Source organism: Cohnella fermenti, assembly GCF_004801405.1.
Classification (GTDB): domain Bacteria; phylum Bacillota; class Bacilli; order Paenibacillales; family Paenibacillaceae; genus Cohnella; species Cohnella fermenti.
The window spans coordinates 1-8,858 of the sequence record NZ_SSOB01000083.1 but is presented as its reverse complement, the minus strand read 5'-3'; the positions used below and the strand labels follow the sequence as shown (position 1 = coordinate 8,858).

Here is an 8,858-nt window from a genome sequence, read left to right as displayed (position 1 = left end):
GACTCTGTTGCCAGCTTCGCTCCAAGACTCGCTATTGGTGGCGTGGCTTCGCCTTTTCCAAGCAGGGTTTCCACCTGCTAAGTTACTCAACCTATGCTCGGTCGCTCTGGTTTTTCACATTCATCGGCGTCGATTTTAGGGGGAGCGCGGCGTTTTATGTGATTTTTAGCATATATCCGGCATCCCGGGCCGAAATTTTCTCCATATATGTTATTTTTCACATAAAATCGTGCAAATGGCCCGTTACCAAGCTGCTCGAATGTGAAATTTCACATAAAAACCTCGTGTCTGGCGGCAAAGGTGGGGTCTCGGGGTTTCGGAGTCTCGGGGTTCCGGGGTCTCGGGGTTCCGGGGGTTCGCAGTTTCGCGGTTTCGGGGTCCCGCGGTTTCGGGGGTTCGGCGTTTCCGGGGGTCTCAGCGCTTCCGACGCTTCCAATGCTTCCGGAGCTTCCGGCTGCCCGCGCCTCATGACGTCGCAGAATCCTGCAGAGACATCCCATATCGCACGTATCGCACATATCGCACGTATCGCACATATCGCATATATCGCATATAAAAACTCCCGGCCCTCCTTCGCATGGAAGGAAGCACCGGGAGCGCTCATTCGGCTCATTAATCCCGCTTCGTTCGGCTAGTTCAGCCCACTTTACCCCACGTTGCCATTAAACGCCGTTGTTCTTGAACAGCGTGCTGATCGAGCCGCCTTCCATGATGATCCGGATAGCTTCGGCCAGCATCGGCGCGACGGACAGCGTCTTGAACCGGGTGGAGCAATCCGTCGGCAGCGCGATCGAGTCGGTCACAACGACCTCGCGGATGTTCGGATGGTCGAGCTTCTTGACCGCGTCGCCCGAGAACAGCGGATGGGTCGCGCAGACGAAGATGTCTTCCGCCCCGCGCTCCTTCAGACCTTCGACGACGTTCACGATCGTCGTTCCCGTATCGATCATGTCCTCGATGATGATCGGCGTGTGCCCTTCGACGTCTCCGATGACGTGCGTAATGACGGATTCGTTGTGCGCCGGGCGCTTCTTGATCATGATCGCGAACGGGGAATCGAGCTGGTTCGCCAGCTTCTCCGCGGTGGATGCGCGGCCGGCGTCCGGCGATACGATAACCGGATTCCGAATATCCTTGGCCTTCAGATAGTCGCTAAGGAGGTCCAAGGCGGTCAGGTGGTCGACCGGTATGTTGAAGAACCCTTGGATGGCGGCAGCATGCAGATCGATCGTCACGATGCGATTGGCGCCTACCGTCGTCAGGACGTCCGCGACCATCTTCGCCGAGATCGGCTCGCGTGGAGCGGCCTTGCGCTCTTGCCTCGCATACCCGTAATAAGGCAGGACGATGTTGATCGTCCGCGCCGATGCGCGCTTGGCGGCATCGATCATGACGAGCAACTCGACGAAGAACTCGTTGATCGGATGTGACAACGATTGCACGAGGAAGACGTCGCAGTTGCGGATCGTCTCTTCGAAGTGAACGTACACTTCCCCGCTCTTGAATCGGGAGAGCTTGATCTTCCCGAGCGGCAATCCCAATTGATGAGCGATGTTCTCGGCCAGGATCGGATTCGAAGTTCCCGAGAAAATGCGAAGCTTGCTGCTGCTGTACATGAGCCCCTCCAAAAGTTCTATCAAATAAAAAACAATCGCAAATAAAAAGCGACCACAATCGGAATCTATTATACAACAGGAGCCGGCAAATTAAAATTTCTTCCGACCCCGTACCCGTTCAATTCTTGGCGGAAACGTGAAAATTCGACGTCGAACGACGCCGAATCTCCTTGTTTTCGTCAATTTTTCTTCGTCGGCTTGCGATGGCGGAATTCGAGCTCCGCGAGAACCTCGTCGAGCGGGATTCTCTGCTGGCGCAGCAGCACCATCAGATGGAAGATCAGGTCGGCCGCCTCGCTGCGAATCTCCTCGCGGTCCTCGTTCTTGCCCCCGATGATAACCTCCGCCGTCTCCTCGCCGATCTTCTTCAGAATCTTGTCGAGGCCCTTCTCGAACAGATAAGTCGTATACGAGCCTTCCGGCCGCTCGGCATCGCGCCTTGCGATCGTCTCCTCCAGACCGCTGAGCGGCGCGAAGCGGTCCGCTGCAGGCAGCTTCTCCGCCGGGAGCTCTCCGCTGCCGTCGCGGTAGAAGCACGTGTACGCTCCCGTATGGCAAGCCGGCCCGTTCGGCACGACCTGGACAAGAAGCGTATCTCCGTCGCAATCGTAGCGCAGGGAGACGATCCTCTGCGTGTTGCCGCTCGTCGCGCCCTTGTTCCACAGCTCATTCCGGGAACGGCTCCAGAACCACGTCTCGCCGCTCGCAAGCGACAGCTTCAGCGACTCTTCGTTCATGTAAGCGAGCATGAGCACTTCCTTGCTGACGGCATCCTGCACGATGGCCGGCACGAGCCCGTCCGCGCTCCATTTGATCTGGTCGACCAGGTTCGCTGTTGTCATCTGACGTTCACTCCTTGAGCCCGCAGAGCATCCTTGACCTCTCTAACGGACACTTCCTTGTAGTGGAAAATACTTGCCGCAAGCCCGGCGTCCGCCTTGCCTTGCGAGAACACGTCGACGAAGTGCGCGGCGTTCCCGGCACCTCCCGAGGCGATGACCGGGATGCCGACACTGCCCGATACGGCCGCAGTAAGCGGCAGGTCGAAGCCGTCCTTCGTGCCGTCCGCGTCCATGCTCGTGAGCAGCAGCTCTCCCGCTCCCCGACGCTCCGCATCCTTCGCCCATTCGAGCGCCCGAATGCCGGTCGGGTTGCGCCCGCCGTGCGTGTACACTTCCCATTCGCCCCACTCGGCATTGTACTTCGCGTCGATCGCGACGACGATGCACTGAGCGCCGAACGTCTTCGATCCGTCCGAGATCAGGTCGGGATTGCGGATCGCCGCCGTATTGATGCCGATCTTGTCGGCGCCCGCGCGCAGCAGCCGCTTCATGTCGTCCGTCGAGGAGATGCCGCCGCCCACCGTGAACGGAATCGTAATCTCCCCGGCCGTGCGGCGCACGACCTCGATCATCGTCGCCCGGCCTTCGACCGAAGCGGAGATGTCGAGGAACACGAGCTCGTCCGCGCCTTCCTTGTCATAGATAGCCGCAAGCTCCACCGGGTCCCCGGCATCCCGCAGGTTGACGAAGTTAACCCCCTTCACCACTCGTCCATCCTTCACATCGAGGCACGGAATAATTCTTTTCGCCAGCATGTCGTTCGTTGCCCCCTCTCATCTTAACGCCCCGGTTAACGTCTCCGGCAGAAGTCCACGACTTCCCGGTACGGAAGCGTCCCTCCGAAGATATCGAGCGCGCTGCCGATCGTAATGTCGAGCTTGCCGTCCGTCAGGCTCCGGAAGCGCTCAAGATCATCCAGGGAACGCGCCCCTCCCGCATAAGTCGTCGGAATCCGCGTCCATTCGGCCAGCTTCCGCGCCAGCTCCTCCTGCACGCCCTCGCGCTTGCCTTCCACGTCCACCGCATGAACGAGGAACTCGCCGCAGTACCCCTCCAATTCCCGGATCGAAGCCTCGCTCAGCTCCACGTCGCTGAAGGTCGTCCATTGGTTCGTCACGACGTACCAGCGGCCATCCTTCGACTTGCAGCTAAGATCGAGCACAAGCCGTTCCCGGCCGACCTCCGAGACGATCCTGTGCAGATTGTCCATGTCCAGGCGGCCGTCGCGGAACACGTAGGACGTCACGATGACATGCGAGGCTCCCTCTTCGAGGTACGACGCCGCGTTGTCCGCGGTAATGCCGCCCCCGATCTGCATTCCTTGCGGATAGGCGCGAAGAGCCTCAACCGCCGCCTCCCGGTTCCCGCCGCCAAGCATGATGATATGCCCGCCGGTGAGCCCGTCCTCCCTGTACATCGAAGCGTAATAGCCGGGGGCCCGTTCGGAGACGAAATTTTCCACCACTTGGTTCGGATCTTCCTGCAGCGTCTCCCCGACGATCTGCTTCACCTTGCCCTGGTGGATGTCGATACACGGTCTGAAGAGCAAGCTTGCTCAGTCCTTTGCCTTAGATTCGACCAGCTTGACGAAGTTGCCGAGCAGCGCCATGCCGAGCTCGCCGCTCTTCTCCGGGTGGAACTGCATCCCGTACACGGAGCCGCGCCCGACGATCGCCGTCACCGGCTGATAGTAATCCGTCGTTGCCAGCAGGTCCTCCTTGCGCTGCGGAAGCGCGTGGTAGGAGTGGACGAAGTACACATGGCCGGGGGCGAGCTCTTGGAAAATAGGGCTGTCGTGCGTAAAAGAGAGTTCATTCCATCCCATGTGCGGCACCTTGTAGTCCCCTTGGAAGCGAACGACCTTCCCCGGAAGGAGGCTGAGCCCGGCGTGCTGTCCGTGCTCCTCGCTCTCGTCGAACAGAAGCTGCATGCCCAGGCAGATGCCGAGCAGCGGCTTGCCGGACGCCGCGTACTCCTTCACGACGCTCTCGAGGCCGGTCTCGCGCAGGTTCGCCATGGCGTCCCCGAACGCTCCGACACCAGGCAGAATCGCCCCGTCAGCCGCCAGAATCTCGGCGGGGCTTGAGGTGACGACAGCTTCCGCGCCAAGCCGCTCGACCGCCTTGCTCACGCTGTGCAGATTGCCCATGCCGTAATCGATGATCGCGATCATCCTACAGCACTCCCTTCGTCGAAGGCACGCCCTTTACCCGAGGATCGATCGAAGTCGCTTCGTCCAGCGCGCGTCCGAGCGCCTTGAACACCGCCTCGATCATGTGATGCGTGTTTTTGCCGTAGTGTACGATGACGTGCAGCGTAATGCGAGCCTCAAGCGCCAGCTTCCAGAGGAACTCGTGAACGAGCTCGGTGCTGAAGCTTCCGACCTGCGCGGAAGGATATTCGGCGCGGTATTCGAAGTGCGGGCGGTTGCTCACGTCGATCACGACCTGAGCCAGCGCCTCGTCCATCGGCACGAACACGCTCGCGTAGCGCTTGATGCCGCTCTTGTCGCCGAGCGCCTCGCGCAGCGTCTGGCCGAGGCAGATGCCGATGTCCTCGACCGTGTGATGATCGTCGATGTCCACGTCGCCGCGCGCTTCGACCGCAAGGTCGAACTGGCCGTGCTTCGCGAACAGGTCCAGCATATGGTTCAGGAACGGAACGTCCGTCTCGATGTTCACCGTTCCCGTTCCGTCGACGCCAAGCGACAGCTTGATGTCGGTCTCGTTAGTCTTGCGCGCCACTTCGGAGTAACGCGCCCCATTCGTGCTTGCTTGCGGCATTAGGATTGTTCCCCTTCCAATCGGATTTCGACGGCGCGGGCATGGGCTTCGAGCCCTTCGTGCCGCGCCAGCGTCGCGATGCCCGCCGCGTCTCTCAGGAGCGCCTGGCGGCTGTATCGAATAAGGCTCGACTTCTTCAGGAAGTGATCGACGTTCAGCGGCGAGGAGAACCGCGCCGTGCCGTTCGTCGGCAGGATGTGGTTCGGCCCCGCGAAGTAATCGCCGACCGGCTCCGAGCTATACGGCCCCAGGAAGATGGCGCCCGCATTCTCGATGCCGCCGAGCAGCTCAAGCGGGTCCTCGGTGATGACTTCCAAGTGCTCCGGCGCGAGCCGGTTGATAATCGCCACACCGTCGGCGAGCGTCGGCACCGTCAGAATGGCGCCGTACTGCTCAAGCGACTTCTCCGCGATCTCGCGCCGCGGCAGCGTCGCCACTTGCCGCTGCAGCTCCGCCTCGACGGCGGCGGCCAGCTTCGCGGATGGCGTCACCAGCACGGCCGACGCCATCTCGTCATGCTCCGCCTGCGACAGCATGTCCGCGGCGATGTACCCGGCGTCGGCGGTGTCGTCCGCCAGCACCGCAATCTCGCTCGGCCCGGCGATGCTGTCGATGTCGACCGCGCCGAACACGGCGCGCTTGGCGAGCGCCACATAGATGTTGCCGGGCCCGCAGATTTTGTCGACGGCGGGGATGCTCGCCGTCCCGTACGCGAGCGCGGCGACCGCCTGCGCTCCCCCGATCCGGTACATCTCCGTCACGCCCGCTTCCGCGGCCGCCACCAAGATGTACGGATCAATGCCTTCGCGGCCCCCCGTCGCCGGCGGCGTCGCCATAACGATCTCCGGCACGCCGGCTACCTTGGCCGGAAGCACGTTCATGAGCACCGACGACGGATACGCCGCCTTGCCGCCCGGCACGTACAGGCCGACGCGGCGCAGCGGCCGCAGCACCATGCCGAGCAGCGTGCCGTCCGGCTGCGCGTCGATCCATGTCGTCCGCTTCTGCTTCTCGTGGAACGCGGTAATGTTCGCCGCCGCTTGTCTTAGCGCGGCGAGAAATTCCGGCTCCACCTTGTCGTAAGCGGCTTCGATCTCCTCCTGCGGCACCCGCAGGTCCGCCGGCTGAAGCTTCACCTTATCGAGCTTCTCCGTGTATCGCAGAAGAGCCGCGTCTCCTTCGAGCTTCACCGCCTCGACGATCTCCTTGACCGCCGCGTTCTGCTCCGGCGTTCCATATTCGGTCTGGCGTTCCAGCCGGAAGCCGTCAGCCGATCCGACGTACATAGCCTTCTCCCCTTTCCTTCTTCCGTTCTTGCTCTGTTAGAGCTTAGCCCCGTACCGCAATCTGCTGGCCGAGCCGATCGCACAGCGCTTGGATCGCGTTGTTCTTGAGCCGGTAGCTGACGCGGTTCGCGATGAGCCGGCTCGTGACCGAGAACAGAGTTTCCCGCTCGACCAGCCCGTTCTCCTTCAGCGTCTGCCCCGTCTCGACCATGTCGACGATTCGGTCGGCCAGGCCGATGAGCGGGGCCAGCTCGATGGAGCCGTTCAGCTTGATCACCTCGACCTGCTGCCCCAACTCGCGGAAGTATTGCGAAGCGACGTTCGGATACTTCGTCGCCACGCGCGGATGAATGACCGGCTTCCAGCCCGGCAGGCCGATGACCGACATCCGGCACTTCGCGATGCCGAGATCGAGCAGCTCGTAGACGTCCTTGTTCTCCTCCATCAGCACGTCCTTGCCGACGATGCCGATGTCCGCCACGCCGTATTCCACGTAGGTAGGCACGTCGACCGGCTTGGCCATAATAAATTCCATGTTCGCTTCCGGAACGGGAATGATCAGCTTGCGCGTATCGTCGAAGTCCTCCGGAATCGTCAGGCCCGCTTCCCGGAACAGCTTGCTCGCCTGCTTGTAGATTCTCCCCTTCGGCATCGCAACCTTCAGAACGCCGTTGTCGGTCATTGTTGCCCCTCCTCTTCCTGCCCGTAGACGACCAAGCTGCCGAAGGTCATCCCCCGGTGAACGAACGGCCCTTCCGCCGCTTCGGCCTCAAGCTCGGGCAGAACCGCCTCCAGGGCGTCCGCCTTCTCCGTCACCGCGATCAGCCCTTCCTCGCGCAGCCTCTCCGCTTCGTGCAGCGCTTCCCTGCGGCTCTCCTTGCCGTAGACGACCAGCACCCGGTTCTCCTCGGACTCGTCGCCCTCGGCCACCTCAAGAATGCGGGTCGTCTTGAGCGCGAAGCCGGTCGCCGCGGCCGGACGGCCGAACTGGGCGAGCAGATTGTCGTAGCGGCCTCCGCTGCATACCGGGAAGCCCAGATGGGACGCGTAGCCCTCGAACGTCATGCCCGTATAATAGGAGAAATCCCCGATCATCGTCAGATCGATCAGCACATGCTCCTGAAGGCCATACGCCGCCAGCACCTCCCACACCTCGCACAATTGGCGAATCGCCGCCTGCGCATCCGTGCTCCGGCTCAGGCTGAGCGCCTGCTCGCACACCTCGACTCCGCCGCGAAGGCGCAAAATCCCTTCAAGCTCGCCGCGCACATTGTCCTCGAGCTCCAGCTTCTTCAGCGCATCGCGGTAGCCGACGTGATCGCGCTGCAGCAGGTGCGCCTTCAGATTCTCCTGCTCTTCGGGCCGATCCGGAAGAGCTTCTCCGAACAGCCCGTTCAGGAAGCCGACATGGCCGACCGCGATCTTGAACGACGGCACGCCGGCCGCCTTCAGCGACGCGATCGCGAGCGCGATCACCTCCGCATCCGCTTCCGAAGACGGATCGCCGACCAGCTCGACGCCGGTCTGGAAGAACTCCGCATCCCGGCCCGCCTCCTCCTCGAATGCACGGAAAACATTCGCGTGATAGCTGAGCCGCAGCGGGAACGGAGACTCCTTGAGGAGCGACGAAGCGACCCGCGCGATCGGCGACGTCATCTCCGAGCGCAGGACAATCGTTGTCCCCCTCTGGTTCAACAGCTTAAACAGCTTCTGATCGGAGGTGGCGCTCGCCACCCCTACCGTATCGTAATATTCCATCGTCGGGGTGATGATCTGCTCATACCCCCAGCGACGCATGCACTCCAGCACATTCCGTTCAATTCGTCGCAGCTTCGATACCGCATGAGGCAAGTAATCCTTCACCCCCGTCGGCTTCTCGAACACTTTTGGCTTGGACACGACGCTTCCCCCTGACTCTATACTCTTCGCATATGCGATCCGTCCGACGCGCCCCGTTCAACGGCCGATCCGACCGATAACGGTCCATTCGACAACAATCGGCTCGACGATGACCCGCCCGACAACGATCCACCCAACAACACTCGGCTTCTAACCGACCGCCACTTCATCGCGTTAAAGTTCTACCATTCTACCATACTGCCAAAATAAAGCTTTCTCTGTACTTTATCACGAGCACTCTTTCGAGTCAACTTCCACTCCGCTCCGTGGGTCCGCAGCAGCCCTCTCTTCTCGCCGCCGACGGTTTTTATGGTCGAGTAGGTAGGGCCTCTCCTTTCGAGGATTGTGCCCGTCCCCCTCACAGATCCGTACGTGCGGAATTCCCGCATACGGCTCTTCGACGCATCTTTCACAGAATGGTTATTTGTAGAT

At 61.4% G+C, this 8,858-nt stretch carries 9 protein-coding genes; all 9 read right to left on the bottom strand.

The features are described 5' to 3' along the window. Positions 1–662: 662 nt before the first annotated feature. Positions 663–1,616: a ribose-phosphate diphosphokinase gene (locus tag E6C55_RS32875; protein WP_136374066.1), complete on the bottom strand. Its 954-nt coding sequence runs from the start codon at positions 1,614–1,616 to the stop codon at positions 663–665. A gap of 179 nt (positions 1,617–1,795) precedes the next feature. Then, a complete protein-coding gene (gene hisIE, locus E6C55_RS32870) occupies positions 1,796–2,458 on the bottom strand; it encodes a bifunctional phosphoribosyl-AMP cyclohydrolase/phosphoribosyl-ATP diphosphatase HisIE (RefSeq protein WP_136374065.1) in 663 nt (220 codons plus the stop codon). Beyond that, positions 2,455–3,213 carry an imidazole glycerol phosphate synthase subunit HisF gene (hisF, locus tag E6C55_RS32865; protein WP_136374064.1) on the bottom strand — a complete coding sequence of 253 codons (759 nt, stop codon included), beginning with the start codon at positions 3,211–3,213 and terminating at the stop codon, positions 2,455–2,457. Before hisF ends, hisIE begins: the two co-directional genes overlap by 4 nt. A 35-nt stretch (positions 3,214–3,248) precedes the next feature. Further along, complete coding sequence (gene hisA, locus E6C55_RS32860) at positions 3,249–4,007, bottom strand: phosphoribosylformimino-5-aminoimidazole carboxamide ribotide isomerase (protein ID WP_136374063.1); 759 nt, start codon at positions 4,005–4,007, stop codon at positions 3,249–3,251. A 6-nt stretch (positions 4,008–4,013) separates the two neighbouring features. Then, positions 4,014–4,631 carry an imidazole glycerol phosphate synthase subunit HisH gene (gene hisH / locus E6C55_RS32855; protein WP_136374062.1) on the bottom strand — a complete coding sequence of 206 codons (618 nt, stop codon included), beginning with the start codon at positions 4,629–4,631 and terminating at the stop codon, positions 4,014–4,016. A 1-nt stretch (position 4,632) separates the two neighbouring features. Continuing rightward, complete coding sequence (gene hisB / locus E6C55_RS32850) at positions 4,633–5,241, bottom strand: imidazoleglycerol-phosphate dehydratase HisB (RefSeq protein ID WP_136374061.1); 609 nt, start codon at positions 5,239–5,241, stop codon at positions 4,633–4,635. After that, complete coding sequence (gene hisD, locus E6C55_RS32845; protein ID WP_136374060.1) at positions 5,241–6,527, bottom strand: histidinol dehydrogenase; 1,287 nt, start codon at positions 6,525–6,527, stop codon at positions 5,241–5,243. Before hisD ends, hisB begins: the two co-directional genes overlap by 1 nt. 43 nt (positions 6,528–6,570) lie before the next feature. Next, positions 6,571–7,209, bottom strand: coding sequence for an ATP phosphoribosyltransferase (gene hisG, locus E6C55_RS32840; protein WP_136374059.1), 639 nt, complete (start codon positions 7,207–7,209; stop codon positions 6,571–6,573). Then, on the bottom strand, positions 7,206–8,426 hold the full coding sequence (locus E6C55_RS32835) for an ATP phosphoribosyltransferase regulatory subunit (protein WP_136374058.1): 1,221 nt from the start codon (positions 8,424–8,426) through the stop codon (positions 7,206–7,208). Before E6C55_RS32835 ends, hisG begins: the two co-directional genes overlap by 4 nt. Between the last annotated feature and the right edge of the window lie 432 nt (positions 8,427–8,858).